The 26156-nt window shown below is 55.2% G+C and carries 25 protein-coding genes; 16 read left to right on the top strand and 9 right to left on the bottom strand.

Annotated elements, in window-relative coordinates; translation table 11 throughout:
- Positions 1 to 275 precede the first annotated feature (275 nt).
- Positions 276 to 1322: a DUF4062 domain-containing protein gene (locus tag Y017_RS11155; protein WP_231483486.1), complete on the top strand. Its 1047-nt coding sequence runs from the start codon at positions 276 to 278 to the stop codon at positions 1320 to 1322.
- 135 nt (positions 1323 to 1457) lie between these two features.
- Here the strand turns inward: Y017_RS11155 and Y017_RS11150 are convergent, their stop codons facing one another.
- On the bottom strand, positions 1458 to 3176 hold the full coding sequence (locus Y017_RS11150; protein WP_035460828.1) for a proline--tRNA ligase: 1719 nt from the start codon (positions 3174 to 3176) through the stop codon (positions 1458 to 1460).
- Between the two features lie 147 nt (positions 3177 to 3323).
- On the opposite strand from Y017_RS11150, the gene Y017_RS11145 reads away from it, so the two are divergent.
- Positions 3324 to 3731: a PaaI family thioesterase gene (locus tag Y017_RS11145; RefSeq protein WP_011588024.1), complete on the top strand. Its 408-nt coding sequence runs from the start codon at positions 3324 to 3326 to the stop codon at positions 3729 to 3731.
- Between the two features lie 104 nt (positions 3732 to 3835).
- Here the strand turns inward: Y017_RS11145 and Y017_RS11140 are convergent, their stop codons facing one another.
- From Y017_RS11140 to Y017_RS11105, 8 genes are all read right to left on the bottom strand, one after another.
- Entirely contained in the window at positions 3836 to 7333 is a 3498-nt protein-coding gene (locus Y017_RS11140; RefSeq protein WP_035460826.1) for a translocation/assembly module TamB domain-containing protein, read from the bottom strand.
- A complete protein-coding gene (locus Y017_RS11135) occupies positions 7330 to 9090 on the bottom strand; it encodes an autotransporter assembly complex family protein (RefSeq protein ID WP_051428758.1) in 1761 nt (586 codons plus the stop codon). The genes Y017_RS11140 and Y017_RS11135 overlap by 4 nt, the downstream gene beginning before the upstream one ends.
- Before the next feature lie 68 nt (positions 9091 to 9158).
- The gene (locus Y017_RS11130) at positions 9159 to 9812 is read right to left on the bottom strand and encodes a response regulator transcription factor (RefSeq protein ID WP_011588027.1); all 654 of its coding nucleotides are present in this window, start codon (positions 9810 to 9812) and stop codon (positions 9159 to 9161) included.
- Positions 9809 to 11011, bottom strand: a complete 1203-nt coding sequence (locus tag Y017_RS11125; RefSeq protein WP_011588028.1) for a HAMP domain-containing histidine kinase — start codon at positions 11009 to 11011, stop codon at positions 9809 to 9811. Before Y017_RS11125 ends, Y017_RS11130 begins: the two co-directional genes overlap by 4 nt.
- Before the next feature lie 135 nt (positions 11012 to 11146).
- Positions 11147 to 11764, bottom strand: a complete 618-nt coding sequence (locus Y017_RS11120; protein ID WP_011588029.1) for a class I SAM-dependent methyltransferase — start codon at positions 11762 to 11764, stop codon at positions 11147 to 11149.
- A gap of 11 nt (positions 11765 to 11775) precedes the next feature.
- Positions 11776 to 12996, bottom strand: a complete 1221-nt coding sequence (locus tag Y017_RS11115; RefSeq protein WP_011588030.1) for a hypothetical protein — start codon at positions 12994 to 12996, stop codon at positions 11776 to 11778.
- 194 nt (positions 12997 to 13190) lie between these two features.
- Positions 13191 to 13490 carry a PA4642 family protein gene (locus tag Y017_RS11110; protein WP_011588031.1) on the bottom strand — a complete coding sequence of 100 codons (300 nt, stop codon included), beginning with the start codon at positions 13488 to 13490 and terminating at the stop codon, positions 13191 to 13193.
- Between the two features lie 136 nt (positions 13491 to 13626).
- Positions 13627 to 14001: an HU family DNA-binding protein gene (locus Y017_RS11105; protein WP_011588032.1), complete on the bottom strand. Its 375-nt coding sequence runs from the start codon at positions 13999 to 14001 to the stop codon at positions 13627 to 13629.
- 368 nt (positions 14002 to 14369) lie between these two features.
- Between Y017_RS11105 and aspS the strand changes: the two genes are divergently transcribed.
- The 14 genes from aspS to queC all read left to right on the top strand — a co-directional run bounded on the left by aspS (position 14370) and on the right by queC (position 26098).
- Positions 14370 to 16133: an aspartate--tRNA ligase gene (aspS, locus tag Y017_RS11100; RefSeq protein ID WP_035460824.1), complete on the top strand. Its 1764-nt coding sequence runs from the start codon at positions 14370 to 14372 to the stop codon at positions 16131 to 16133.
- Positions 16134 to 16226: 93 nt separating this feature from the next.
- The gene (locus Y017_RS11095; RefSeq protein ID WP_035460823.1) at positions 16227 to 16970 is read left to right on the top strand and encodes a YebC/PmpR family DNA-binding transcriptional regulator; all 744 of its coding nucleotides are present in this window, start codon (positions 16227 to 16229) and stop codon (positions 16968 to 16970) included.
- 248 nt (positions 16971 to 17218) lie between these two features.
- Complete coding sequence (gene ruvC, locus Y017_RS11090) at positions 17219 to 17737, top strand: crossover junction endodeoxyribonuclease RuvC (RefSeq protein ID WP_011588035.1); 519 nt, start codon at positions 17219 to 17221, stop codon at positions 17735 to 17737.
- 109 nt (positions 17738 to 17846) lie between these two features.
- Positions 17847 to 18449, top strand: a complete 603-nt coding sequence (ruvA, locus tag Y017_RS11085; protein WP_035460822.1) for a Holliday junction branch migration protein RuvA — start codon at positions 17847 to 17849, stop codon at positions 18447 to 18449.
- Positions 18450 to 18559: 110 nt separating this feature from the next.
- Positions 18560 to 19588, top strand: a complete 1029-nt coding sequence (gene ruvB / locus Y017_RS11080) for a Holliday junction branch migration DNA helicase RuvB (RefSeq protein WP_011588037.1) — start codon at positions 18560 to 18562, stop codon at positions 19586 to 19588.
- Positions 19581 to 20024, top strand: coding sequence for a tol-pal system-associated acyl-CoA thioesterase (gene ybgC, locus Y017_RS11075; protein WP_011588038.1), 444 nt, complete (start codon positions 19581 to 19583; stop codon positions 20022 to 20024). The genes ruvB and ybgC overlap by 8 nt, the downstream gene beginning before the upstream one ends.
- Entirely contained in the window at positions 20017 to 20703 is a 687-nt protein-coding gene (gene tolQ / locus Y017_RS11070; RefSeq protein ID WP_011588039.1) for a protein TolQ, read from the top strand. Before ybgC ends, tolQ begins: the two co-directional genes overlap by 8 nt.
- A gap of 2 nt (positions 20704 to 20705) precedes the next feature.
- Positions 20706 to 21143: a protein TolR gene (gene tolR / locus Y017_RS11065; protein ID WP_011588040.1), complete on the top strand. Its 438-nt coding sequence runs from the start codon at positions 20706 to 20708 to the stop codon at positions 21141 to 21143.
- Complete coding sequence (locus Y017_RS11060) at positions 21136 to 21912, top strand: cell envelope integrity protein TolA (RefSeq protein WP_035460820.1); 777 nt, start codon at positions 21136 to 21138, stop codon at positions 21910 to 21912. Before tolR ends, Y017_RS11060 begins: the two co-directional genes overlap by 8 nt.
- A gap of 14 nt (positions 21913 to 21926) precedes the next feature.
- Positions 21927 to 23231, top strand: coding sequence for a Tol-Pal system beta propeller repeat protein TolB (gene tolB / locus Y017_RS11055; protein ID WP_035460818.1), 1305 nt, complete (start codon positions 21927 to 21929; stop codon positions 23229 to 23231).
- A gap of 44 nt (positions 23232 to 23275) precedes the next feature.
- Positions 23276 to 23845, top strand: a complete 570-nt coding sequence (pal, locus tag Y017_RS11050; RefSeq protein ID WP_011588043.1) for a peptidoglycan-associated lipoprotein Pal — start codon at positions 23276 to 23278, stop codon at positions 23843 to 23845.
- 15 nt (positions 23846 to 23860) lie between these two features.
- Positions 23861 to 24613 carry a YbgF trimerization domain-containing protein gene (locus Y017_RS11045; protein WP_231483485.1) on the top strand — a complete coding sequence of 251 codons (753 nt, stop codon included), beginning with the start codon at positions 23861 to 23863 and terminating at the stop codon, positions 24611 to 24613.
- 94 nt (positions 24614 to 24707) lie between these two features.
- Positions 24708 to 25349: a 7-carboxy-7-deazaguanine synthase QueE gene (queE, locus tag Y017_RS11040; protein WP_011588045.1), complete on the top strand. Its 642-nt coding sequence runs from the start codon at positions 24708 to 24710 to the stop codon at positions 25347 to 25349.
- Between the two features lie 80 nt (positions 25350 to 25429).
- Positions 25430 to 26098: a 7-cyano-7-deazaguanine synthase QueC gene (queC, locus tag Y017_RS11035; RefSeq protein WP_035460816.1), complete on the top strand. Its 669-nt coding sequence runs from the start codon at positions 25430 to 25432 to the stop codon at positions 26096 to 26098.
- Positions 26099 to 26156: the final 58 nt, after the last annotated feature.

Below are 26156 nucleotides of genomic sequence, written 5' to 3'. Positions count from 1 at the left end.
TATTGCGGGCAAGTTGTTGAAAAGCCCCATAGGGCAAGGGGAAGGGCTTTTCAAAGCCTGCGTGGGCTTCCTTTGCCGCCGGTGCAATCAGCCATTATAGCGGCCTTGGCCGCGTTATAGACTGGGCTCAGGCTAGCATGAACCAGTTAAATGTCCATGTCGGGTGTATGCTGGGCTTTCAGGCTACCAGGCTGGCTTGTGATCGGGGCAGTCAGGCGTTTTAATAACCATCCGCCGACCGAACCCAATGGGCCGGAATTACAAAGAATGAGGTCATGATCAGGGTGAGCGCGACAGCCAACAAATGCTATCAAGCCTTTATCAGCGCCACGTTTCCCGATATGCGGGGAGCGCGCCAGGCGTTGATGCCGCCCATGTTGGCTAGTGGCCTGATTCCCACCGGATTGGACAGTGCTGCTGCAGAATGTAATACGCTGTTGCCGGTCATCCAGACGCTGATTGATAGCAGTGATTATTTCATTCTGATTGTGGGAGGTCGTTACGGAACGCTCTCTCCTATGGGCTTGAGTGAGATACATCGCGAGTACATTTTCGCCGCGACTAAACGCAAACCTATCATCGCGTTTATTCATGATAATCCTTCTGAGCTGTCGGAAGCACAACGCGAGCCCACCCGTGAAGGGCAGGTGCGACGAGACGATTTTGTTCGCCTGCTAGAAGAAAAAGTGGTCTGTTATCGGTGGAGTACCGAAGCGGGCTTGAATGCGCTTGCTGGTAAGGTTATCCCTAACTTTATTCGGGATCACCAAGCGGTGGGGTGGGTACGTGCCGATCAGGTTGGTGAGGGCCTCGGCGCCTCGAGTGAAGCGCTGAAGGCGCGTATTGAAATGCTCGAAAAAGAGCGGGAAGAGGCCTTTAACCAAGCACGCCCACCATTGAGGACTCTAGCCCGAGGTGGGGACCGGGTGGCACTGGATTATTCTTGTAATGTTTATGAGGGCGGTGACTGTAAGCTGGCCACGGTGACTACTAAAATTAGCTGGGACCAGGCGTTTTCTTGTGTGGCGCCACTAATGCTGAACCCGGTGGCTGAGTCGGTGTTGCAGAAGGCTCTGGAAGGTTTTATTGGCCGTAAAGCATTGGGGGATGTGCAGGCAGATTTTCCGCGAGCTCATGCGGTACGCAACGTGGTGCTGGCAACGCATGCTTTTAATCAGGTGAAAATTCATCTGCGAGCACTGGGGCTGATTAACCGCTCCGCGGAAAAAGATAGCCGAGGCCTACCGCTCTGGCAATTGACGGCCCACGGCGACAATACCATGAGCCAAGTGATGGCGGTAAAGCGGAGCGTTAAGGTCTAGCTGATAATTGATAACGGCGCGAATGGGCCGTTGGTGATTCTCAAAAGTAAAGAGGCCGCGCCCATTCTATGGGCGCGGCCTCTTGTATTTCGAGGAATGACTTACTGTCTTACGACAGCTACCTATTCTTAATGATCAATTCATTCCCATCTTCTCTTTCAGGAACGCCACAATCTCGTCCATGGCCACCTCGGTCTTGTCCGCATCTCGGCGGCCCTTGTACTCAAGCACGCCGTTGTCCATGCCACGTTCAGCGATCACGATGCGATGGGGGATGCCCAGCAGTTCGGTGTCGGCCAGTTTCACGCCCAAGCGTTCTTTTTCCCGATCATCGAACAATACTTCAATACCCATGGCGGTGAGTTCTGCGTAGAGCTTTTCCGCTAGCTCTCTCTCACGGGGGCTCTTTTTGATGTTCACCGGCACTAGGGCCACCTGGAACGGTGCAATGGCTTCTGGCCAGATGATGCCCCGGTCGTCGTTGTTCTGTTCAATGGCAGCGGCGACTACGCGGGTGACGCCAATGCCGTAGCAGCCCATAGGCATGACCACCGATTTACCATTCTCATCCAGTACGGTGGCACCCAAGGCTTCGGAGTATTTGGTGCCCAGCTGGAAAATATGGCCAACCTCAATACCGCGTTTGATGGTCAGCGTGCCGCTACCATCTGGGCTTGGGTCGCCGTCCACCACATTGCGGAGGTCAGCAATTTGCGGCAGCGCCACGTCGCGCTCCCAGTTGATATTGAAGTAGTGTTTGCCGTCTTCGTTGGCGCCGGCGCCGAAGTCGCTCATCACTGCCACGCTGCGATCAGCGATAACCGTAAATGGTAGGTCTACGGGGCCGAGGGAACCGGGGCCTGCACCTACTGCTTTGCGAATCTCCTCTTCGCTGGCAAATTCCAGCGGTGTGGCGACGGCATCCAGTTTCTCGGCTTTAATATCGTTCAGTTCGTGATCGCCACGCACCAGTAATGCTACCAGCTGGCCTTCTTCTGCCCCTTTAACAACCAATGTCTTGATGGTTTTTTCAATGGGCAGGTTGAATTGAGTCACCAGCTCTTCAATGGTTTTAGCGTTGGGGGTGTCTACCTTTTCTATGGCCGCGCCTGGGGCCGGGCGTTCGCTGGTGGGTGCCAACGCCTCCGCCAGTTCTACATTGGCCGCGTAATCGGAACCATCGGAAAAGGCGATATCATCCTCACCCGACTCGGCCAGCACATGGAATTCATGGCTGGCGGCCCCGCCGATGGCACCGGTATCGGCTTCTACCGGGCGGTAATCTAGGCCCAGGCGATCAAAGATGGCGCAGTAGGCGCGGTGCATGATCTGGTAGGTGTCTGCCAGGGAGTCCATATTAGTGTGGAAGGAGTAGGCGTCCTTCATGATGAATTCGCGAGAGCGCATGATGCCGAAACGCGGGCGAATTTCGTCACGGAATTTGGTTTGAATCTGGTAGAAATTGGCGGGGAGCTGTTTGTAGCTGTGCAGCTCATTGCGCACCATGTCGGTGATCACTTCTTCATGGGTGGGGCCCAGGCAGAAGGGATTGTTGTGCCGATCGGTAATACGCAGCAGTTCAGGGCCATAGGCCGGAGCGCGGCCGGACTCTTCCCACAGCTCCATGGGTTGAACCACTGGCATCAGCACTTCCTGAGCGCCGGCCCGGTCCATTTCTTCCCGGATCACCTGCTCCACTTTGCGTAATACCCGTAACCCGGATGGCAGCCAAGTATAAAGACCGGAAGCCAGTTTGCGGACCATGCCGGCACGCAGCATTAGCTGGTGGCTGGTTACAACGGCGTCTGCAGGAGTTTCTTTAACGGTAGCAAGCAAATACTGGGAGGTGCGCATAAAAGGAGTCTTCGGCCAATTGATTCGATAAGCCCTCCATTCTATGGGCAAAGGGCACGGCTAACCAGTCATCCGCGTTTTCCTGCACTGTGTTTATTTGTTCGGCTTTCGTATGCTTGGGCTCTCTGAGTTAATTGAGAAATAGATATGCTGAATGCACAACAAGTGCAGGATCTGATTTACCAAGGTTTGCCGGCGGCTTCGCAAGAGGGGCTGCAGATCGAAGCGGTAGGGGAGCAAAGGGCGCGATTGCGCTCTCCGTTTCGACCTTCGACCCTGCGCCCCGGCGGTAGTATCTCAGGGCCAACCATGATGGGACTGGCCGATGCGGCCATGTACGCGGCAATCTTGGCTGAGTTGGGCCAGGTGGAGATGGCCGTAACGCAGAACCTGAACATCAATTTTTTGTCACGCCCGGCGCCAGCGGATCTGATTGCTGAAGCGGTGATCTTGCGGTTGGGCCGGCGCGCTGCGGTATTGGAAGTACAGCTGTTCAGTGAGGGTAATGATGAAATGGTGGCTCACGTCACCGGGACCTACGCGCTGCCGCATTGAGTTACACGCTACGAAAAAAGATAGGGAAAGGCGGAAAAGTGCGTGCTTTCTACAGGAGGCTTTATGCTACCTGGCGGCTAGTAGCTCAGCGCTAGTCGCTGCTGTTACCTCAGTTCTTTCTCCCAGATCACATCAATGCTGTTAGCTTCGCTGCTAGAGCGTGCTTCCAGGTGCAAGCTTCGTGTCAGGGTGTAGCGCAGGATGACGGTGGAAATGGCGTCGAACAAGCCTACCGCATAGGTCAGATATAAGCGTTCTGAGAGTTGTTTGCCGAGCATCAGGGCAGCGTCATCGCTTTCCCAGTCGCTGCCGACGCTGATCTCATCTACTCCCAGTTTGTCGCCGATTTTCTCGGTGACACCACTGCCTCTTTCCAGCCCGTACAATGCCAATGCCTGGGCGATTTTATTACCCTCGCTCTTGGAGCCGCTTTCTAGTGGTCGTCCGGTGAGCAGATAAGACATGGCCTGGCTTTGTTCCATGCTGGGGTCAGAAAACAGTGATGCATTCGGTTCTTGCAAGGTGCCACTCAATTGCACACCCGCCACGACCCCTTCGCTGGGAATTTTGCGGATGGCGCGAATATCTAGGCCGGGGTTCTCCGGCGGCCCTTGGAAAATCAGCTGGCCGTCGCTGATGGCCAGGTTCTGACCGTAGGCTCGGTAGCGCCCTTCGAGGATGATTAGCTCGCCATTGAGTTGTGGTGGACGCTGGGGTTTCTGTTCCACTTGCAGAGCGCCTCCGAGCATGGCATCGAGCCCGAACCCATTAAAATGCACCTTATCTCCCAGGGTCAGGGTTACATCCATGGCCAGCGGAAGGGGAGTGGTGCTGTCCGCCTGTTGGTGCACCAGTACTTGGTCTTTGCTGACGGTGATGGCGCCTTCTGGAATTTCCACTGGGCTAATTTCGGCTTCAGGTATGGTCAAGGAGCCGCTTAGGGTCAGCCCTTCCAGTGAGCCTGTCAGAGTCAGATCCGGTGTTAACAAAATGCGAGCATCGGGCCGGTCGGCGGCGAGAAGACGGTCGCCGCTGAGGGTAAGTTGCATGGGGATATTCGGCTGGCTGGGATCCACAGCACCATTAAGTGCCACGGTGTTCGATCCCATTTGCGCAGAACCGATGATATCCAGCTGGCCCTGGGGGTTACCCTGAATGGCTACCTGTACATCGGCTATATCCACTCCGAGGAAGGGAATCAATGTTTGCCCATTCTGCAGCGTGATAGCACCGTTCATGATGGGTTGGCGGAGACTGCCGGCCAGGGAAAAGTCGCCGTTGATGCTCCCTTTAACTTCACGGAGGTCGGCGGTGAACAGTTCCACGAAGGCTAGGCTGCTCAGATCAAAATTCACGTCGCCTTGCAACGTGGCGTCGAGCCCCAGCCCATGTTCCAGTTGTGCATGGGCATTGCCTAGCGCGGTGGTCAGGGTTAGCGCGCTGTTGACTCGTTGATTGGCCAGGTTGCCGTGCAGGCTTAGTTGTTTGATTTCCAGCGGAGGGGGCGCATCCGCCGTATTGATGGTGATATTGGCCTCTCGGCTTTGCAGGGCAAACTGACCTTTCGGGTTGTCCAGCGGACCCTGCACTGAAAGGTTCGCATCGACGGTGCCCTCCATCGATAGAGTGGGGCCAAGCAGAGTATTGATCAGGGCCAGTGGCAGGTCGGCCAAGCGGGCTTGAGCTTCTAGGGTATTGGCGGCGTGATTACCTTGCAGACACAGGCGGCTGGGGGCCTGAACCAGGCAGAACGGACTCAAAGATTGTGACTGGGCCGATAGGCGCAGGGTGCTGTCGGTATCCTGTTGCCAGATGCCGAGCTGAAGGTGTTGTAGCCGGGTGTCGGCAAGAGTGCCTTGCCATGTGTTACCTGCGGTATTCATGCCCCCCTGCAAACGGGTGTTCAGTTCCACCGTATCGCGGCGGGCGCTAGCGGTGAGTTGGTGCTCGGCCCAAGTGCCGTCGGCGCTGAGGGCAAAAGTGCCGACGTGCTCGGTGTTGGCCTGCGTTAGCTGGTGACCGTTCAAGGTGAGTGACATCGATCCTGGTTGGGATGTCTGTGGTAGCCGTAATTGCGAAAAACGGCTTTGCATTTGACCCAGAGACCAGTCTTGCCAACTTAGGTTATTGACAGTGAGCTGGCCGCTGAGGGCGGGGTCGTTGTAACGGCCGTTAAGTTGAATTTGCCCTGCCACGCTGCCTGCCAGGCCGGGGTAGAGTTGTTCTAATCGTGTGAGGTTCAGCTTGCTGCGTAGTTGCCACTGTGGCCATACCTGGCCATTGGCTTGAAGCCAGTTATCGCCCCAGCGTCCTTGGCTGCGTAACTGCAGTTGTTGTTTGCCATTGGCCGTCTGGCTTTGCACTGTACTGGTCACGGATAAAGGTTGTTGGCGAACGTCCCCGCGCAGGCTGAGCTCACTGGGAGACAGGGACCAGCGGTCGCCGTCCCACTGTCCTTTGCTGTGGCCGTCGATGGCCAACTGGCCGGGCAAAAGTGGATGCAGCAGGGCGGTATCCAGGTCGCCGCTTAGATCCAGATCCCAACTTAACGGACTGAACAGGACTTGCCCGCGGCTGCCCAGCGTTTGCTCGCCGTCCTTGACGGTTAGGTCGTGCAGAGTAATGCCGCCGGGTATCAGGGCGCTATCCAGAGTGATTGCTACCTTGCGCTCCCCACTGGCGAGGCCAGTGTGTCCTTTCAGCTGCAGTGCGTCGAGTGGCCCATGGGTGCCTAGCTCCCCTTTGCCCAGCGCCAACGGTTGCGGCAGGGTTAGCGGCAATGCTTGAGCGGGCCAGTGGTGCTGTAAAGCGATTTGCCACTGGCCATCTTTTAGCAGCCATTGCCCCTGGCTTTGCAGTTTCACCGGGCCGCTAAGCTGGTGATGGATCTGGAGCTGACTCAATGGGCCGGTCAGGGTGAGCTGGCCATTGGCATGGCTAGCTTGCAGGGTGTCGCTTTCGGGTAGCGGCAGAGCCCAGCTGGCGGTGCCCTGCACATCAAAGGGGGCGGTGAGTTTGCCCTGGGCGGTGGCTTGTACGTTGGCGCCGGCTAAGGTGAGGGTTTGCAGGCGGGCGATCTGGAAGCGCCGCCAGGCGGCCAGGTTGTCTGCTTCCAGCTGGCGAATCAGAACAGTGTCGTTTAGCTGGAAGGTACCCACGGTGAGTGCGTCGATGCGGATACCGAAAGGCAGTAGCAGGCTATCGGGCAGGGAGTCCGGTTGTGGCGGGGTATCATCGGCGGGCGGCAAGGTAACGTGCAAGGTCCCCAGTGAGAGCGACGTCAGTTCCAGCCAGCCTTTCAGTAGGGCGTGCGGTGCCAGCTCAGCGCTGAGCTGGTCCAGGCGGATATTGAGTTCCTGATAGCGGTAGTCGATATGGTTCAGGGTGATCCCGCTGAGCAGGCTGCCATGCCACTCACCCACAGTAAGTTCGCCGGGGATAAAGGGGGTAGCTTGTTCCAGTATCCAGCGGTTGCCGGTGGCGGTGCCCAGCAGCAACGCCAGGGCCAGGAGGCAGACCAATAACAGGCTGAGCAACACCAGCAAGCCGCGGGTCAGTATTTGCCCCATGGCAAAGCCGTACAGGCGTTGGCGGCTGATCATAAGTCTGGCCCCATGCTCAGGTGCACCCGCCAGTCGCGATGCTCATCCACAGCTCGGGCCATGTCCAACCGGATGGGGCCCAGTGGCGAGCGCCAGCGAATACCCAGGCCGGCACTGTGGCGGGCTTCAAATTCATCGAATTCATTGAAGGCATTGCCGGCATCGGTGAACACGGCCAAGTGCCATTTTTCAGTAAGTGAGTGGTCGTACTCCAGGCTGCCAGTGGCCTGGTTGCGCCCGCCGATGACCTCGCCATTGCTGTCTTCAGGGCCCAGAGAGTCATAAGCGAAACCACGCACACTGGAGTCGCCGCCGGCGAAGAAGCGAATAGAGGCGGGGAGTTCGGTCACATCAGTAACTTCGGTATAACCCAGGTCGGTACGCATCAATACGCGCCCGCCCAGTAAGGGAAAAAGAATTTTTGCGCCACTGGTGAACTGAAAAAAGTCCGCGGTGGATGACAGGCTCTGGGTAGCAAAACGCATGGCGGTGCTGAGACGCCAGCCGAAGGTGGGGTAGACCGGGTCGTCGGCTTTGACGCGGCTTAACTGGAAACCGGGTATCAACAATTCGGCTTGATCTACTTGGTCTGCGATTTGATAAGTCTCACGCAGGAACTCCAGGGAGGTGGTCGCTACCCAGTGATTTTCCAGCTCGACGATATAATCGGCCCCAGTGCTCCAGCGTTCGTTTTCGTTGCTGTCGGTGTTTTCGTTGATAAAACTGGTGTGCAGATCGAGCCGTTCATGGAGCGGGTCTTTGAGCGGAATTTGGTAGCTCGCCCCGGCGCCCTGTTGCACTTTAGACAGTTCGGTTTCTGCCCGGAAGCGGTGCCCCGCTTCGTTCACCCGGCGGTTTTCCACGCCCAGCCTCACCCGCGGCCCGGTATCGGTACTGACACCTATGCCCGTGAGCAGCGACCAACGGTTGTTGTCGGTGAGCGTAATGCTGACGGGAATCCGGCGGGTGGTGTCGTTGGGCTTCCCTTTTTGAACCTGCACCGCGCTGAAATAGCCGGCGCCCAAAAAAGCCTGCTGGGTTTGTAACATGCGACCACTGTCGTAGGGCTCGCCTTCCTGAAAACTTACATAGGCGTTGACCCGCGAACGCTCAAGCACGCTGCCGGTTAGGCTGATCTCGCCGAAGTGATAGCGCGGCCCGCTGTCCACATGAAGGGTGATGCTGGCGCGGTGTTGTTTGGTATCCACCTCGAGGGTGTGCACGGTCAGTTCGCCTTGAACATAGCCGCGGCTGATCAGGTGCTGTTGCAGGCTTTTCTTCAGGTTGCTGTAGCGATCATGCTGAAGCCGTTGGCCGATGGCCAACTGGGTTTTTTCCAGCAGCGTGGAGAACGCCGGATCCTGGGCTGCATCGCCAGTAATTTCCACTTTTAGGTGCGTGAGTATCACCGGGGGGCCAGTGTTCACATCCAGGGTGAAGCTGACGCAATTGCTGTTTTCATCGGTGGACAGGTTTAGCTGGCTATCGTAATAACCCATAGCCTGTAATGCACCGGTGCTGTTGGCAATGATCTGCCGGCGAATCAGCCCATATTGGGCCTGGGGGGGGTGGCAAGGGTAGCGTGAGAGATCGATCAGGGCCTGTATATTATGAGTCACCGCTTCGCTGGCGTTGCCGGTAATTTCTAGGCTCGGCGCGGTTTTGCTGAACGCGAGAGCAGGCAATAGCATCAGTAGTATTAGGGCGATCGCCCTGCTCTGCCATTTGTGGTGTCGATGGTGCGCCAAGCTCTGCATCCCTGTTCGTGTCAGCCCACAGTGTAAGCCAAGGGGAAGGGGAACGAGAACCTTAACGGTGAAGGTGGTTAGCCTTGTGGGGTGGGTTTGTTGGCTGTAGGGCTAACGTGCTGCTCTGTTTGTTTTTCTTGTGGAGCCTCTCTCTGAGAGTCACGTAAATAGTCGCTGGCGCTGGGACGCTTTTTCAACCGACGCTGCAGCGTGCGGCGGTGAATACCAAGGGCCTCTGCCGCACGCGAGATATTGCCGTTGTGGGCATCCAGAGTACGCTGGATGTGTTCCCACTCTAGCCGTTGCAGTGATGGAGGGCTGTCGGGTAGAGGTAAGGTCTGGCTGGCAGGGTCTGCATTAAGCGATTGCAGAATGTCGTTGGCACTCGCGGGTTTGGTCAAATAATTGTGGGCGCCACGGTGGGTGGCGGCGACGGCGGCGGCAATGCTGCCGTAGCCTGTGAGCAGAATTACCCGACAGCGGGGAAACTGTTGCCGAATCGGTTCGATCAGATCAAGACCGTTATCGTTTCCCAGATTTTGATCGAGAATGGCGCCATCGGGAGGGGTGCCCTGTGCGTTGAGTTCAGCGATTACGAGTAAGGCCTGTTCGCGACTGTGAGCGACATGAACTTGGATGCCATGACGACCCAGAGCCCGTGCGGTTTGCTCAGCCAGTAGGTCATCGTCTTCTACTAGCATCAGGTGGCGGATGGAAATGGCGTTGCTCATGATCCAGCTCCAGGGCTATCGGTGTGGGCCCAGTGAATTCGGGCTTGGGTCCAGCTATGACCAAAGTCCATTTCCAGTTCAGCGCCAATGTGTGCCAAGGCGGAATGCACCAAGGTCAACCCCATGCCAAGACCTTCGCGTTCTGAATCCGGGTGGGCTGGGCCATCGTCACTGAGTTGCAGCCGGTATTGCGATGCATGGTCGCTGACGATGATATCCAAGCGGGTGGCGCCTGCATCCATGGCGTTATAACCCAGATTACACAGTACTCGGTACCAGCTCTGACTATCGACCACAATGGGGTCTGCTTTCAACGTATGCGTCACGCTGAGCGTAGGGGCCAGATGACGCAGGTGCTGTTGTAATCGCTGTATCAGTATGCTCAGCGGCAGCCCGGATTCTAGCTGAGCTTCATTGCCTTGTTTAAGACGGTTGGCCACGTTGCGGGCCAGGTGATCCATTTGTTCCACTTCTGGACGCAGGGAGTCGGGCATCTCGGGAGCATGGATAAGGTTATCGGCCAGCATCACCAAAGTGCCTAACGGGGTGTTCAGTTCATGGGCCTGATCGGCCAAGGTCGCAGCTACTTGGTACATGTGCTCACGGCGACCGGCTAGATCCAAAGCCTGTTCTTGTTGCTTTTGTTGTTGCTGTATTAGCCGTTGAATTACTTGTCCGAGCACACTGAGCATGACTAGTAGGGCGATAAAAACAGCCGCCATTCCGGTGCTGTGAAGACCGCTGAGTTGATGAGTGAGAGCGTGTAGCGGGCTGTTCATGGCGGGCATTTGGTACCAGCTTAATGACACCATGTATCCTGCTAAAGCCAATAGCGCCACCAGTATGCCGTTGGCCATGGGTAAAGTCAGGGAGGCCATCAAGGCGGGCACTAATAAATAAAAGGAAAGGGGGTTGCCGGCACCACCGAAGCCTTGAATCAAACCAGCAAACAAAATCGCGTCCATGGCCAATTCCAACGTCAGCAATTGGCTGTGGCGCTGGGAAGGGGCTTTGCGAGTGAGTAGGGTGACAAGGTTTGGTAATAACAGCGCGCCCAGCCAGCCTAGTTCAGCCAGCTGATAGCCACTGTGGCCGAAACGTTGCAGCACGATTAGGGCGAGTGTGATGGCCAGTACTAGCAGGCTGCGCAGCCAGATGAGACGCAGGCGCCAGTTTAATAAGGGGGGGCGGTTATCCATGGCGGCTATTGTAACGGTAAATTGGGGTACAGAGGTGTGGCAGTTTGTCCCGCTGAGTAGGGCGCGAGTTAAAAGTTGAAACCCGAATTAACGCGCGTTCCAACTTTTAACGTTGAGCTTTTTTGTTGCGCCTCTTCAGGGCCGCAGCAATCGCCCTTCGTATAGCTCGCCGGCAAAGGCGGGCAGTTTGGGGTGGCGATGCTGGCGGGCAGTATCGGCCTGGAAGCCCGCGCGCTGGAAAATGCGCGCGGTATCACGGGTGAGCTGGCAGCCGCAAGCTAACGGTTTCCAGGCCGGATTCAAGGTTTTCTGTAGGCGCTGTATCCAAGGACGTTCGCTGAGAACATGCTCTAGCGATAGCAGACTGCCGCCTGGCTTAAGGACGCGGAACGCTTCCTGCGCGGCCTGATTCGGATCCGGGATGGTGCAGAACACTAGGCAGGCAATCACGGTATCAAAATGTTGATCAGGATAAGGCAGCTGTTGAGCGTCGCCTTCCTGGATGTGGAAGCGTTCGGGTGCGACGCACTGTTGCGCACTGTCGTGGGCCAAAGCAAGCAGCCCGCCGGCGGGTTCGATGCCGTGAATTTCCGTGGCGGCAGGGCTGTAAAAAGGGAAATTGGCGCCGGTGCCGACGCCCAGTTCCAGAACCCGACCCGTGGCTTGGGCGAGTAAACGTTGGCGGTCCCGGTAAACTGGGCGGGTAGCCCAGTTCAGTAATACTGGGAACAGCTTGTCTTCATAAAGAGACATGGGGTTGCCTGTTAGTTGCGTTTTGGGAGGATGTATTTTTCCGGGTTATTGAGCATCTCCATGCTCAGCGGATCGCTGATGATGCTGGTTAGGTTCCGATCCGTCTTCTTGCTGTACTTGCGACGCAGTTTCTCGAATTTGCGAAAACTACGGAAGTTCAGCGCATACAGCCTTACTTCCTGTAAACGTTTGTAGGAATACATGACGTCCAGCGCATCCATGGAAAATTCCGGGCGAATTTTCATGGCTTTTTCCAAATAACTGATTGCTTCATTTAGATCGCGTTTGCGATTCATGTAGATCAGCGCATTAGCGTATTCGTAATTGACGATGGGAATATCCGGGGCGAGTTTGAGTGCGTCAGCAAAAGATTCTTGCACCGTGGTGGTTCGCGCGCCGTAAGTCATGCGGCCGGTGAATTTGCCCACCCGGCGCATGATGCCGGCGTCCACACCGGCACGGAAGGCATGCCCCAACGGCTGATCGGGCATGATTTCAACCACTTCTTCCGCACTGTTCTTGATCTTGCCGATATAGCGTCGGGCGACAACGATCGGTACCGGTGACTCTTCGGCGATACGAGCGATGGCGTAGGCGTATCCCAGCTTAATAGAGGCAACAATGGGGGCAACGGCCGGATCGTCAGCCGCCTCCTCCATGTCGTCGAAGTATTCCTTTGCTTGGTTGGCCACGTCCTGGAGCATCATGTACTTGGTACTCTGGCGGTCAGCCAAGTAGATAGCGTACATCAGCTGGGAAAACAGGGCGGGAATCTTACCGATGGGGCCTAGTTGTAAGCCCTCTTCGCGGGCTTCCTGAAAGTCACCGGCAAAGAATTTACGCCAGACTCGCAGACTACGTGCTTCAAGTGCCTGGTAATCGCCATCCCAACCTATGATGCCTTCTTTCATGAAGGGATACTTCGTGAACTGTTCTTCCATGTAGGCAGCAGAAGGGTAAGGTACCTTCAGGCCGCGTACCAAGTATTCCCACTTGTCACGTATCTGCTTGTCTGTGTAGGTGAAATAGCTTTTCTTGTAAGGCACTTCGTTCCATTTTTCGACGAAAATACGCTCATCCACCGGGATGTCCTGCATTTGCAGTTCTTCTGGAGAGACGTCGTCTATGTCATCTTCGGCCTTATCATCGCTGGCCGCATGGAGTTGCAAGCTGATCGCGCAGAATGCGATTAGGCACAGGGAGCGCCAAAAGGGTGCAGAATATGCTGCCATGGTGTTTTACAGCTCTTGTTGTTGTGTTTGTTGGCGAACAAATTTGCCGGGCATAGATCGCCCGTAATCGAATAACAATGCCACGCAGGCGGGATGTGGACAAGCTCTACCCAGTATGGGTTGGTGTGCAGGGACGCCGCGTTATTGTGCCGGCCCGGTTTGTGCCGGCCCGGCAGAGGGAGAAGGGAGGAAATTCAGGCGGTGGCGCCAGCGTCGCGCAGAGCCTGCGCGTATTTCGCTCCTTTCGGGTGTTGGTCAATCAGGGATAGTAGGGTGCGGCCTTGTGGATCGCGAGCATCCAAGTCCCGGTTCTGGTCCTTGAAAAATGCCAAGAAGCGGGTGAAATCCTCGGCGCGAAGGGCGCGGTAAGCTTTTTCCAGTACGTGGAAGTCCCCGTTTACACCCTCCTCGGGAGAGAAATCCAGGAACACTGCGATCTGCTCATCGGTCATCGGCTCGCCGATCACCTTCTGTTTGTCTTTACGTTCAGCCATGGGGTTCTCCTCCGTGTGCGGCGCGCATTATAGAGGGTTGCGGGCTTTGGGGGCCAGTGTAGGGCGACAAGTTGGAGTGAGCATAAACGGAATCAATGCCCACCGGGCACCGGGCACCCGGTGGTAGAGCTTGAATTTAGGCGGTCATGTCTTTCAGTTTCTTTAGCGGACGAACCTTGACCATGGTTCGGGCAGGTTTGGCTGCGAAGGTAGTCGCTTCCCCGGTAAAAGGGTTGATGCCTTTACGTGCTTTGGTGGCAGGTTTTTTCTGGGTCACGATTTTCAGCAACCCCGGTAGCGTGAACTGGCCGGCACCACGCTTTTTCAGGTGGCCTTCCATAATGTCGTTGAGTTGGTCGAAAACAGCGTTCACGTCTTTCTTGGTCAGGCCGGTGGTTTCGCTAATCTGATTGATAATCTGAGTCTTATTCATCGGTTCGGTGATGGTTTTCACCTTGCGAGCTGCTGTAGCACTGGACGCTTTAGCCGCTGTCTTTTTTTTTGCAGCCATGAATTACTTACCCCTTTTTAGTGTCTTTTTGATGTCGTATTGGCCCCGTAATGCTACGGATGACCGGCGATGCTGCCTCGTTAGCTTCGCCCCTGGATTGCGCAACGCAGAGGGTCTTTAACTAAGGTTCGCATCTTTTATATGCCATGGGTTTTCAGGGCACAAGGCGTAGATACACTCTTTTTAAAGGTATTTTGTGAAATTAGGTAGGCTTGTGCCCCGTTCGGCAGTGAATCGCCGTCTGGCATGGCTCGGGGGCCGTTGAATCGCTATACTATGGCGCCTTTTTCAGTGGTCCGGCTTCGGGGTGGCTTCAGCCAGCCTTTGATCGCCGGGCGGCGTAATCAGAATACAAGCGGATTTTAAGCATGCGAAGCCATTATTGCGGTGATTTGCGAGCCTCCCACGACGGAGAAACAGTAGAGCTTTGCGGTTGGGTCAGTCGCCGCCGTGACCACGGTGGGGTGATCTTCCTCGACCTGCGTGACCGTAATGGTCTGGTGCAGGTGGTGTTTGATCCGGACACTGTGGATGCCTTCGCGCTGGCTGACAAAGTACGCAGTGAATATGTGGTTCGCTTGAGCGGCCGGGTACGCATGCGTGACGAATCAGTGCGTAACAATAAGATGGCCACTGGTGATATCGAAGTCTTGGGTAAAGAGCTGACGATTCTTAATGAAGCGGAGACCCCGCCATTTGAGTTGGATGCCCACTCCGCCGCCGGTGAAGAGGTGCGTCTCAAGTACCGTTATATGGATCTGCGTCGTCCGGACGTGTTGAAAAACTTCCAGTTCCGTTCGCGCCTGACTCATGTTGTGCGCGCCTTCCTGGAAGGCGAGGGTTTCATGGATGTGGAAACGCCGATTCTGACCCGAGCGACGCCGGAAGGTGCACGGGATTACTTGGTGCCCAGCCGAACGCATCCGGGTAGCTTTTTTGCGTTGCCGCAGTCTCCGCAGTTGTTCAAACAGCTATTGATGGTGGCGGGCTTTGATCGCTACTACCAGATTGCTAAGTGTTTCCGTGACGAAGACCTGCGAGCCGATCGCCAGCCAGAATTTACCCAGATTGATTTGGAAGCTTCCTTTGTAGAGGAAGAAGACATTATGGGCATTACCGAACGGATGGTGCGTTCGGTGTTTAAAGAATTGCTCAGTGTAGACTTACCGGATTTCCCGCGCATGCCATTCTCCGAGGCCATGCAGCGTTTCGGGTCCGACAAGCCTGACCTGCGTATTGCATTGGAGCTGATTGATATTGCCGACCTGCTTGCTGGCGTGGACTTTAAAGTGTTCTCCGGCCCGGCCAACGACCCGAAAGGTCGTGTGGCAGCCATGCGAGTGCCCGGTGGATGCAGCCTGTCGCGCAAGGATATCGATGGCTACACCAAGTTTGTCAGCATCTATGGTGCCAAGGGTTTGGCTTACATCAAAGTCAACGACTTGGCAGCCGGCGCTGAAGGTCTGCAGTCTCCGATCCTGAAGTTCCTGACCGAAGATGCGATTAAAGGCATCCTTGAGCGCACTGGCGCCGAGACCGGCGATCTGATTTTCTTCGGTGCTGATAAGGCCAAGATCGTTAACGAAGCGCTGGGTGCTCTGCGCGTCAAAGTGGGCCATGACTTGAATTTGATCGAGGGAGAATGGGCGCCATTGTGGGTAGTGGACTTCCCCATGTTCGAGGAAGACGAAGGGCAATACCATGCGTTGCATCATCCCTTCACCATGCCCAGCTGTAGCGCGGAAGAGCTTAAGAGTAATCCGGGCGAGGCGTTATCGCGGGCCTATGACATGGTGCTTAACGGTACTGAGCTGGGTGGCGGTTCCATCCGTATCCATAGCCCAGCCATGCAACGCACTGTATTTGAAGCGCTGGGCATTTCTGATGAGGAAGCCGAGGAAAAATTCGGCTTCCTGCTAGACGGTCTGAAATACGGCGCCCCGCCCCACGGTGGCCTGGCGTTTGGGTTGGATCGCATGGTGATGTTGATGACTGGTTGTGAATCAATTCGTGATGTGATCGCTTTCCCGAAGACGCAAACGGCGGCGTGCACTATGACCAATGCACCGTCACCAGTGGACAACAAGCAGCTGCGTGAAGTTGGCGTACAGGTACGTAAAGAAGAAGGTTGATATAGGAGAAACGCAGGCAGGTATCACGCATCACGCGAAGAGGCGTGCCCAAGACGTGTTGCGTGACGCGTGCTGCGTGCTGGCGGAGGTAACATGGCAGGACATAGCAAGTGGGCCAACATCAAGCACCGTAAGGCGGCTCAGGATGCCAAGCGTGGCAAGATCTTTACCAAACTGATTCGCGAGCTCACGGTAGCGGCCAAGATGGGTGGGGGCGAGCCCAACGATAACCCGCGCTTGCGGGCCGCGATTGATAAAGCACTGGGCCAGAACATGACCCGTGACACCATCGACCGTGCGGTTAAGCGTGGCGCCGGCGGTGATGATGACGGCAGCATGGATGAAATCACCTATGAAGGTTACGGTAAGGGTGGTGTAGCGGTTCTGGTAGAAACCATGACGGACAATGTGAACCGTACCGTGGCTGAGGTGCGTCACGCGTTTTCCAAGTTCGGTGGTAATCTGGGCACGAGTGGTTCCGTGGCTTTTTTATTCACTAAACGTGGTGAGATTTTTTTCGAGCCCGGTGTGGATGAAGAAAAGCTGATGGAAGTCGCCCTGGAAGCCGGTGCCGAAGATGTGGAAGAGATGGGAGATGATGGTTTTTTGGTCATTACCACTCCGGATAAGAGCTTTGGTGAAGTGGTGGACGCCCTGCGTGCAGCTGGGTTGGAATTCGCTGAGGCGGAAGTCACCATGCACCCGTCTACAGAAGCGGAAATGGACACGGATACAGCTGAAACCGTGCAAAAGATGATCGACATGCTGGAAGATTTGGACGACGTGCAGAACGTCTACACCAATGCCAGTTGGCCGGCACCGCAAGAAGAGGAATAGCAGCGAGGTTCACGTTACAAAACAAGCTGCAAGCAAAATTAAAAGCCCCGAATCGTTTGGGGCTTTTTGCTGTCTGGGTTTCTGGGCGTGGCGGTAATCCGCCTGCGGCTTTAGGACGTGTCGCATCAGCCGTTTAACCTGAAGCGTTTCTTTGTTGGCTGGACATTTGGACAGTGCTCGGGTAGAACGGAGGCACCTACTAAGAGCTGGGCTGGGTGCCTGTCTTCTTTATTATTGGTCTGTGAAATATGGCGCTTATTCTGGGTATTGATCCTGGTTCTCGACGCACCGGTTACGGCGTAGTGGATGTGGTGGGAAATCGTTCCCGCGCGGTGGCTTTCGGTACTATTACGACTTCCCACAAGGAGATCCCGCCGCGGTTGGGTGAGATATTCGCGGGAATTGATCAGGTGGTGAAGGAATACGGGCCGGCTGAAGTGAGCATCGAAAAAGTGTTTATGGCTCGCAATGCGGATTCTGCCCTGAAATTGGGCCAGGCTCGCGGTGCAGCTATTGCGGCAGTGATGCAGGCCTGTGTGCCAGTGTTTGAATATTCGGCTCGCCAAGTAAAACAGGCCGTTGTGGGCAAAGGTGGGGCGGAAAAAAATCAGGTCGGGGAAATGGTGAAGTATCTGCTTAAACTGGATCAACGCCCGCAGGAGGACGCCGCTGATGCCCTGGCTATCGCGCTTTGTCATGCTCATATGCGTCTCTCCCTGGCTAGAATGGCTGGTGCCACATCGGTAAGGCGCGGCCGGGTTCGTTAGTGTGGTGTCTGTATTCGTTGATTGCTTCAGTGATTGATTGTGAGCATCGAATATTCGCCCTGTATTTTCTACGCGATACTTTTGTTGTGTACGGGTAAATGGAAAAATGATGATCGGACAACTTCGTGGCACCCTGTTGGAAAAACGCCCCCCGGTGTTGCTGCTGGACGTAAATGGCGTTGGCTATGAAGTCGAGGCACCGATGACGGTGTTCTACGATTTGCCCGAGGCGGGTGCGGAGCTCACCTTGCACACGCATTTTGTGGTCCGTGAAGATGCTCAGTTGCTGTATGGTTTCGCCGATCGTTATGAGCGTGAGCTGTTTCGCGCTTTGATCAAGGTGAATGGGGTGGGGCCAAAAATGGCGTTGGCTATTCTTTCTGGCATAGAGGCTGATCGTCTGGCGCGCTGTATTCAGGATCAGGACACCTCGTCACTTGTGAAGGTGCCGGGCATTGGGAAAAAAACCGCCGAGCGTTTGGTTATCGAGATGAGAGACCGACTCGATAAGATTGATGGTGGGCCAGTGAGTGTGCCGGGCCGGGTCGATACGGATCAACCTGATGATGCTCGCAGTGACGCCATTGCGGCCCTGGAGGCGCTGGGCTACCGCAACAAGGATGCCGCTGTTGCGGTGGGTAAAGCGGCAGATCAAGAAGGCATGAGCAGCGAGCAACTGATCCGTAAGGCGCTTAAAAGTCTGGCCCGCTAGTGCTTTGAGCCAGAGTTGCATAACACTTTGTGATAACAGTAATGGCAGTACGGTATCAGGGTACGATACGCTAGCGACTCCCACGATATAGAGGCAAGCCCGCTGCAGGCATGGATAACGAACGAGTCATTACCGCGGTTGCCGTTGGTAGCCAAGAAGAACAGCAGGACAGGGCGATTCGCCCGGCCAGCTTGGCGGATTATCATGGGCAGCCGAAAGTCAGCGAGCGCATGGAAATCTTTATTGATGCCGCCCGCGGACGCAATGAGGCCCTTGATCATACTTTAATTTTCGGCCCGCCCGGTCTCGGCAAGACGACGCTTGCCCATATCATTGCCCGAGAAATGGGCTGCGATCTCAAGTCCACCTCTGGTCCGGTGCTGGAAAAGGCAGGCGATTTGGCGGCCATCCTGACCAACCTGGAAGAGGGCGATGTGCTTTTTGTGGATGAAATTCACCGCCTGTCTCCGGTGGTAGAGGAAATCCTTTATCCGGCTATGGAAGATTACCAGTTGGATATCATGATCGGTGAAGGGCCGGCCGCCCGTTCCATCAAACTGGATCTTCCGCCGTTTACTCTTGTCGGTGCGACCACCCGAGCCGGTTTGCTTACCGCTCCGTTGCGTGATCGTTTTGGTATTGTGCAGCGCCTCGAATTCTATTCTGTAGATGACTTGTCCGGCATTGTTAGCCGCGCCTGCGATATTCTTGCTATTCCTATCGAAGCGGCCGGTGCCATGGAAGTGGCGCGCCGCGCACGTGGTACCCCGCGTATTGCCAATCGCCTGCTGCGCCGCGTGCGCGATTACGCCGAAGTGAAGGGCGATGGGCGGATTACTGAAGAGATCGCCCAGCGAGCCTTGGACATGCTGGAGGTGGACAGTTGTGGTCTGGACGGCACTGACCGGCGCCTGCTGGATATGATCATGCACAAATTTGATGGTGGGCCGGTGGGACTGGAATCCTTGGCAGCAGCACTCAATGAAGACTCCGGAACCTTGGAAGAGGTGGTGGAGCCTTACCTGATACAGCAAGGCTTTATTCAACGCACCCCGCGTGGGCGGGCAGTGACTAACCATGCTTGGCGTCATTTTGGTTTGCAGCGCCCGCGTCAAGACGGTGATTTGTTTAATGATTGAAAAAAATCAACAAAACGGGGAATTTACCCTGCCTGTGCGCGTCTACATCGAAGACACTGATGCAGGTGGCATAGTCTATTACGTGAATTACCTGAAATTCATGGAGCGGGCGCGTACTGAATTTCTACGTACGCTGGGTTATCAGCACTATGCACTGGCGGATGACAATTTTCAGTTTGTCGTTCACTCGGCCAATGTGCAGTATCGCCAGCCGGCACGTATTGATGATGCGCTGACCGTGTCAGCCACACTGAAAAAAATGGGTAAGGCCACGCTGGTGTTTGATCAGCAGGTGCGTAAAGCCGGCGCATTAATTTGTCAGGCAGACATTAAGGTGGCTTGCGTGAGAGCCGATACCCTCAAGCCGGCGGCTATCCCGACGGCACTGTATAAAAAATTTAGCGCGGCCAGCAAAGGAGAAGGGCTACATGGTTGAGGCATCCAGCATGTCTGTCGTCAGTTTGATCAGCAACGCCACCGTGGTGGTGCAGCTGGTGATGGCGCTATTGATTCTGGCGTCGCTGACGTCCTGGTACATGATTGTTGGCCGTTTCCGGGTGCTTGGGCGTGCTCAACGGGCGGGCCGTGCCTTTGAGGGAAAATTCTGGTCCAGCGATGACCTGGCCTCCCTCTACAACCAGAGCCGCAAAGAGCCGGATCTAGATTCCGGCAGCGAGGCGATTTTTCGCGCGGGCTTTCAGGAGTTTGTCCGGCTTTCTAAAAGCGCACGTGGCGGAGAGGCGGTGATGGATGGCGCCCAGCGTGCCATGCGGGTTGCCTTGCAGCGCGAACAGACCCGCCTTACCAAGCATTTACCTTTTCTTGCCACAGTGGGTTCTACCAGCCCTTACGTTGGGTTGTTCGGCACAGTTTGGGGCATCATGAATTCTTTTATGGCGTTGGCGAACGTGAAACAGGCTACGCTCAGCGTGGTTGCCCCGGGTATTGCCGAGGCGCTGATCGCCACCGCCATTGGCTTGTTTGCCGCGATTCCGGCGGTCATGGCTTATAACCGTTTCTCGGCTCAGAGTGATGCGTTACTGACGGAAAATGAAATGTTCGCGGAAGAGTTTTCTTCCGTACTTCACCGTCAAGCCCATGGGCGCGGAGCATAATCATGAGCGGCGTAAAGATACGGGTGCCGCGCAAGCTCGTCGCCGAGATGAACGTGGTGCCTTACATCGATGTGATGCTGGTACTGCTGGTGATCTTCATGGCCACGGCTCCGATGATGACCCAGGGTATTAATGTGGACCTGCCGGACAGCAACAGCGACCCTATTGATACCACTAAGAGCGAGCCTGTGATCATTTCGGTGACTGCGGATGGCCGTTATTTCATTGATGTGGGCGGTGACAGCCAGAAATCTTCTAGCCTGGAAACCGTCAAAGGTCATGTTCTGCGTATTCATAAGCATAAGCCGTCCACCCTGTTTTTGGTGGAAGGTGATGGCAATGTGGCCTATGCCCGGGTGGTGTCATTGATGGGCGCGTTGCAGGAAGCCGGCATTAGCCAACTTGGGTTGGTGACTGAGCCGCAGGGACGCAATGAGTGATCGCCGTGTTGCGTTGTTGTTTACGCTGTTTATTCACTTGCTGGTGTTTGGTTTGTTGGTGTTTAGCTGGAGCACGGATCCGTCATTGCATAAGGCCCCAGTGGTGCCGCCCCATGTGAAGGCGACCATGGTGGAGCGCTCCAAGCAGCAGAAAGCGCCGGTAGCGAAACCCAAGAAGGAAGTAAAACCGACCCCCAAGCCGACAGCAAAACCTAAGCCTAAGCCCAAAACGGAACCTAAACCTAAACCGACGCCCAAGCCCGATCCGAAGCCTGCGCCGGCAAAAAAGCCGGAGCCTAAACCTAAACCCAAATCGGCGCCTAAACCCAAGGCCGAGAAGAAGCTGGTGGTACCGGAGATCGATACCCCGAGCTTGGAAGAGATGTTGGCCGAGGAAGAGCTGGAAATGGACAGGCAGAACAAAGCCTCTGCCCAGCCAGATAAGGAAATGGCTAGTAACGCGGATCAGGCAAATGCACAGGTGGCCAGTTTTACCGATGCCATTGCCTCCCATGTGGGTCAGCAATGGCGGATTCCCGGCAATTATCGTAACCGAGATGACATCCGCACACGGGTAAGAATAAAGATGATCCCTGGTGGTGAAGTGGTGAATGTCTCTGTGGCGCAAAGTAGCGGCTACCCGGATTTTGACGACTCGGTGTTGAATGCAGTCAAGCTAGCCAGCCCACTACCGGTACCTGATGGATCGCTTTTTAACGAACAGTTTCGCTCACTGGTGATCGAATTCGATCCTGGAGTTGCACAATGATAGGTGTGTTAAGGATGCAGCAAACCTGTAAACGAAAGATATGGATGCAAATCAGCGTCGCTTTGGTGACATCTTTGTGGATGATCAGTGCGCAGGCTGAGTTGCTCATCAAGGTAACTGAGGGCCGTGTGGATGCGGTGCCGATCGCTGTAGTGCCTTTTGATGGTGCAAAAAATGCAGAGGAAGATGTCTCCGCGATCGTTCAGGCGGACCTGCACCGCAGCGGTCAGTTTAAACCGCTGCCGCCGCAAGACATGCTCAGCCGCCCCCGTAATGAGCAAGAGATGATTTATCGGGATTTCAAAGTGCTGGGCACAGAGTATGTGATCACCGGCAGCATGAAGCGTCAGGAAACCGGCGGTTACGAGGTCGGTTATGCACTGTTTGATGTGGCGCGGCAAAAGAAATTGATGTCGGAAACCTATCGCCCGCCGGCGTCCCAGCTACGTGATGTGGCCCATGCCATCAGCGATCGTATCTATGAGCAGCTCACTGGGATCCCTGGAGCGTTCTCTACGAAAATTCTTTATGTGACCCATAATCGCCATGATGCCAATCCGTATCAGCTGCAATATGCCGATGCGGATGGCCACCGAGTAACGACCATCTTGCGTAGTAACGAACCGATAATGAGCCCTACCTGGTCGCCAGATGGCAGGAAAATTGCTTACGTTTCCTTTGAAGATCAGGGGCGGCCAGGTATTTATATTCACAACCTGGCCACCACTGAACGGGAGAAGGTGTCCAGCTTTAGCGGCATTAACGGTGCACCAGACTGGTCGCCAGATGGTCAGCACTTGGCGTTGACCTTGTCCCGTGACGGCAATCCCGAAATTTATATGTTGAATCTGTCGACCAAGGTGTTGACCCGGTTAACGAACAATTACGGCATTGATACCGAGCCGCGTTGGTTGCCCGATGGCGAACACTTGGTGTTCACTTCCAGCCGTTCCGGGGGGCCACAGATTTACAAACTGAACATAAATGATAAGTCGGTTCGGCGGGTTTCGTTCCAGGGCGGCTATAATGCGCGCTCGGATGTAACCCCAGACGGCCGCTATCTCGTTTATGTGCATCGACGAAATGGAAATTACAATGTCGGTGTGCAGGACCTCCAGCGTGGCACATTTAATATTGTGACCCGTACCGATATGGATGAATCGCCCAGTGTTGCGCCCAATGGAAGTATGGTAATTTACGGGACGCAACATGGGGGAGCGGGGGTTCTGGAAGCCGTATCCATTGATGGCAGAGTCAAAGTTGAGCTGCCGTCGAAGGAAGGGGAAGTCAGAGAGCCGGCATGGTCGCCGTTCCTCTGAGTGGTGCTCGAGTCCAATACTAGGAAATTATAGGAGTTTTTCGCATGCGTTCATTACTAAACCCGCTGTTTGCTCTGGTTCTGGCAGCTGCATTGGCAGCTTGTTCCAGTACACCGACTGAAGATGATACCTCTGCTACCGATAGCATGTCTCAGACTGATACCTCTCCAGTAACATCTGTTGAGCGGTCAGAGCCGGTTAAGCCCGACACTAGCAGCATTCCGCTAACTGCTGACAACTTCTACAACCATCCGTCCAACTATGACGGTACCACCGATTCACGTGTTATTTACTTCGCATTCGACAGCAACACCATTCCGGCTGCGGCGTTTGAAACCCTGCGAGCCCACGCGACCTACTTGAAGAACAACGCTAACGCGAAAATTCGTCTGGAAGGCCACGCTGATGAGCGCGGTACTCGTGAATACAACGTTGCACTGTCCGAGCGTCGCTCTAAAGCGGTAGAGAAGTTCCTGCGCGTACAGGGTGTTGCTTCTTCTCAGCTTGAAATCGTGTCCTATGGCGAAGAGAAGCCGGCAGCATTTGGTCACTCTGAAATGGATTGGGCCAAAAACCGCCGTGTAGAAATTAACTATCTGTCTGGCCGTCCGTAAGGCATGAAGGTATTGATGAGAGCGCGCCTGATTGTAGGCGCGATGCTCGGCACCTTGGTGTTCTGTGCACATGCACAGAGCACTGGGCCGCTGGCCGTAGAAGAGCGCAGCCTAGCCCAGGCGCAATCAAAAATGCGCAGTGCCTCCACACCGTCTGCTGCGGTGAATGAGGATGGGTTGATGGTATTAATGCAGCAGCAGCAACAGTTTGAAGAGCAGATTCAACAGCTGCAGGGGCAGCTGGAAGAGTTGCGTCATGAACTTTCCACTCTCAAAAAAGCTGAACGTGAGCGTTATCTGGATCTTGATGCCCGAATTAATACGTTAGCCGAACGGGGAAGCACTGCGAAGGAAGAGGCTGCAGTCGCGGGTAACAATGACCCGGAAGCGGATCGAGCTGCCTATAACGCCGCTAAAGACAAGTTGGTGGCTGGTGACTTCAGCGGTGCCATTGCCGGTTTCGAGGCGTACCTGAAGGATTTCCCGCAAGGGCTATCCCGGGCGGATGCCCATTTCTGGGCGGGTAAGCTGTACAGTGACCAGAAAGAGCCGGATTTGCAGAAGGCGCAAGGTCATTTCCAAGCTGTGGCGGACAACTACCCGGACCATAGCAAGGCGTCGAAAAGCCTCTATATCTTGGCGGTCATGCAGGCCAACGCCGGAGAAATTTCGCCTGCCAAGGTCAATCTGCACAAGCTTATCAAGCAATATCAGGATAGTAGAGAAGCCAAGCAAGCTCAGGGTCTTCTCGAGCAGCTCAACGAGTAAGCCGCGCCTATCACCTTTATCTGCGTCACAGATGCGGGCAAAGGTGATAGAATCCGCGCATTTCCCCCCTCTTTCAGGGCTTTCAGGAGATGTTGTGGAACTCCGCCTCACCGAAATATTCCATTCGTTACAAGGTGAATCCCGCACTGTGGGCCGCCCAACGGTATTCGTGCGCCTAACGGGTTGCCCGCAACGCTGTGTTTGGTGTGATACAGAATATGCGTTCTCCGGGGGAGAAAAATGGAGTTTGGCCGCTATTCTTGAGGAGGTGGCGGCTCTCGGTGCTCAGTATGTGACGGTGACGGGAGGAGAGCCCTTAGCGCAACCAAGCTGCCTGCCATTGCTTAAGACGCTCTGTGATGAGGGTTATCAAGTAAGCCTGGAAACGGGCGGCGCCATGGATATTGCCGGTGTGGACGAGCGGGTGTCTGTGGTGATGGATCTTAAAGCGCCGGGTTCAGGTGAACAGCACAATAATCGGCTGAGCAATATCGCTCTACTCAAGGCTCACCACCAGGTGAAGTTCGTGCTGGCGGACCGCAAGGATTACGATTGGGCACGCTTTATGCTGGATCAGTACCAGTTACACCAGCGGGTCAGTGATGTGCTGTTCTCACCTGTGCAAGGGACTTTAGCCCCGGGAGACTTGGCGAATTGGATTGTCGAAGACCGTTTGCCGGTACGTTTCCAATTGCAGCTACATAAGCTTCTTTGGAATGATGCTCGCGGACGCTGATTAAGGTCAGACGCAAGATCTCTATGCGCCAAACGTGAAGTCTCACAACCCTAAAGCAAAGAGTAATGAAGGAACCTGCCATGAAAAAAGCCGTGGTGCTGTTGTCCGGTGGCTTGGATTCAGCCACTTGCTTGGCGATCGCCCGTGATCAGGGCTATGCCTGCCATACCATTGCATTCGATTATGGCCAACGCACTCGGTCAGAGTTGGATGCGGCGGAGCGTGTGTCTGGCGTGTTGGGGGCGTTGAGTCACCGTGTCATTGAGCTGGGTATGGGGAATATCGGCGGCTCTGCGTTGACGGATCATTCCATTGAGGTGCCGGAAAACGGGGGTGACGGTATTCCTGTGACCTATGTGCCGGCCCGTAACACGGTATTCCTGTCTCTGGCGCTAGGTTTGGCGGAAGTGATTGATGCGCAAGCTATTTTTATTGGAGTGAATGCGGTGGACTATTCAGGCTATCCAGATTGCCGGCCGGCGTTTATCGAGGCGTTTCAGTCCATGGCCACTTTAGCCACCAAGGCAGGGGTAGAAGGGAGGCCCATGCAGATTGAGACTCCGTTAATGCATTTGAGTAAAGCGCAGATTATTCAGCGGGGGGTGGCGTTGGGTTTGGATTACGGTCTTACCGTCTCTTGTTATCAGGCTGACGATCATGGAAATGCTTGTGGGAAATGCGACAGTTGCCGTCTGCGCAGCCAAGGCTTCGAGGATGCATTGGTTAAAGATCCAACAAACTATCAATAAAGCAGAAAAAAAATGGGTTAACCCCTTGTCACCAAGAAATAAATCCGTATTATTTGCG

It is taken from the genome of Alcanivorax sp. 97CO-5 (assembly GCF_000524665.1).
GTDB classification, from domain to species: Bacteria; Pseudomonadota; Gammaproteobacteria; order Pseudomonadales; family Alcanivoracaceae; genus Alcanivorax; species Alcanivorax borkumensis.
Note: the sequence above shows the minus strand (reverse complement) of the source record. Positions and strands in the feature narration are given on the sequence as shown.

What these genes read in the sequence shown, in the direction of transcription:
- tolQ (WP_011588039.1), top strand. Translation starts at nt 20,017, where the DNA reads ATGGTTGAGGCATCCAGCATGTCTGTCGTCAGTTTGATCAGCAACGCC.
- Y017_RS11060 (WP_035460820.1), top strand. Translation starts at nt 21,136, where the DNA reads ATGAGTGATCGCCGTGTTGCGTTGTTGTTTACGCTGTTTATTCACTTG.
- Y017_RS11125 (WP_011588028.1), bottom strand. Translation starts at nt 11,011, where the DNA reads ATGGATAACCGCCCCCCCTTATTAAACTGGCGCCTGCGTCTCATCTGG.
- Y017_RS11095 (WP_035460823.1), top strand. Translation starts at nt 16,227, where the DNA reads ATGGCAGGACATAGCAAGTGGGCCAACATCAAGCACCGTAAGGCGGCT.
- Y017_RS11135 (WP_051428758.1), bottom strand. Translation starts at nt 9,090, where the DNA reads ATGCAGAGCTTGGCGCACCATCGACACCACAAATGGCAGAGCAGGGCG.
- aspS (WP_035460824.1), top strand. Translation starts at nt 14,370, where the DNA reads ATGCGAAGCCATTATTGCGGTGATTTGCGAGCCTCCCACGACGGAGAA.
- ruvA (WP_035460822.1), top strand. Translation starts at nt 17,847, where the DNA reads ATGATCGGACAACTTCGTGGCACCCTGTTGGAAAAACGCCCCCCGGTG.
- Y017_RS11120 (WP_011588029.1), bottom strand. Translation starts at nt 11,764, where the DNA reads ATGTCTCTTTATGAAGACAAGCTGTTCCCAGTATTACTGAACTGGGCT.
- Y017_RS11115 (WP_011588030.1), bottom strand. Translation starts at nt 12,996, where the DNA reads ATGGCAGCATATTCTGCACCCTTTTGGCGCTCCCTGTGCCTAATCGCA.
- pal (WP_011588043.1), top strand. Translation starts at nt 23,276, where the DNA reads ATGCGTTCATTACTAAACCCGCTGTTTGCTCTGGTTCTGGCAGCTGCA.
- Y017_RS11130 (WP_011588027.1), bottom strand. Translation starts at nt 9,812, where the DNA reads ATGAGCAACGCCATTTCCATCCGCCACCTGATGCTAGTAGAAGACGAT.
- Y017_RS11145 (WP_011588024.1), top strand. Translation starts at nt 3,324, where the DNA reads ATGCTGAATGCACAACAAGTGCAGGATCTGATTTACCAAGGTTTGCCG.
- tolB (WP_035460818.1), top strand. Translation starts at nt 21,927, where the DNA reads ATGCAGCAAACCTGTAAACGAAAGATATGGATGCAAATCAGCGTCGCT.
- Y017_RS11105 (WP_011588032.1), bottom strand. Translation starts at nt 14,001, where the DNA reads ATGGCTGCAAAAAAAAAGACAGCGGCTAAAGCGTCCAGTGCTACAGCA.
- ruvB (WP_011588037.1), top strand. Translation starts at nt 18,560, where the DNA reads ATGGATAACGAACGAGTCATTACCGCGGTTGCCGTTGGTAGCCAAGAA.
- ybgC (WP_011588038.1), top strand. Translation starts at nt 19,581, where the DNA reads ATGATTGAAAAAAATCAACAAAACGGGGAATTTACCCTGCCTGTGCGC.
- Y017_RS11110 (WP_011588031.1), bottom strand. Translation starts at nt 13,490, where the DNA reads ATGGCTGAACGTAAAGACAAACAGAAGGTGATCGGCGAGCCGATGACC.
- tolR (WP_011588040.1), top strand. Translation starts at nt 20,706, where the DNA reads ATGAGCGGCGTAAAGATACGGGTGCCGCGCAAGCTCGTCGCCGAGATG.
- Y017_RS11140 (WP_035460826.1), bottom strand. Translation starts at nt 7,333, where the DNA reads ATGATCAGCCGCCAACGCCTGTACGGCTTTGCCATGGGGCAAATACTG.
- Y017_RS11150 (WP_035460828.1), bottom strand. Translation starts at nt 3,176, where the DNA reads ATGCGCACCTCCCAGTATTTGCTTGCTACCGTTAAAGAAACTCCTGCA.
- ruvC (WP_011588035.1), top strand. Translation starts at nt 17,219, where the DNA reads ATGGCGCTTATTCTGGGTATTGATCCTGGTTCTCGACGCACCGGTTAC.
- Y017_RS11045 (WP_231483485.1), top strand. Translation starts at nt 23,861, where the DNA reads ATGAGAGCGCGCCTGATTGTAGGCGCGATGCTCGGCACCTTGGTGTTC.
- queC (WP_035460816.1), top strand. Translation starts at nt 25,430, where the DNA reads ATGAAAAAAGCCGTGGTGCTGTTGTCCGGTGGCTTGGATTCAGCCACT.
- Y017_RS11155 (WP_231483486.1), top strand. Translation starts at nt 276, where the DNA reads ATGATCAGGGTGAGCGCGACAGCCAACAAATGCTATCAAGCCTTTATC.